Origin of the sequence: Streptomyces sp. MBT53, assembly GCF_016654115.1 — a bacterium.
GTDB lineage: Bacteria > Actinomycetota > Actinomycetes > Streptomycetales > Streptomycetaceae > Streptomyces.
In genome coordinates this window covers 1-512 of the sequence record NZ_JAEQAZ010000497.1, presented here as the reverse complement: position 1 = coordinate 512, position 512 = coordinate 1, and the positions used below count along the sequence as shown (strand labels likewise).

Here is a 512-nt window from a genome sequence, read left to right as displayed (position 1 = left end):
GCTGTGGGGGTGTCGGACACGGAACCGGCCCTTCCAGCAGTGCACTTGAAGTATCAAACGAACCTATCCGCCCTATCCGCCCCACCTGTACTGCTATTGCGGTACATCTGTGTGGAGATGGTGGGGAGGGCTGGGCGGGCAGGGACTGTGTCGGCGGCGGCGCCTCAGGCTCCCGCCCCGCGCAACCGCTGCTGCGGGACCAGGGCCGAGGCCGGTGCCAACCCCCGCCCGCCCGCGGCCTGTTGCTGGTCCCCCACCGGCATGTCGTCGCGCATCAGGCCCTCGGGGATGAGGACGGCGGCCGTGACGCCGCCGCTGCGGGAGTGCCGTATCTCGACGCGGAGGCCCTGGCGTTCGCGCAGCCGGTTGACCACGAAGAGGCCTATCTGCTTGGCGTCGAGGAGGTCGACCTTCTCGGACTGGATCTTGCGGTTGGCGTCGGCCAGCGCGTCGTCCTTCATGCCGAAGCCGCTGTCCTCGATCTCGATGAGGACGCCCTCGCTCAACCGGGC

Annotated in this window: 1 pseudogene; it reads right to left on the bottom strand. The window is 69.1% G+C overall.

From position 1 onward, the window contains the following. Positions 1–164: 164 nt before the first annotated feature. A pseudogene (locus tag JHN45_RS52455) lies at positions 165–512 on the bottom strand (sensor histidine kinase); the annotation flags it as partial.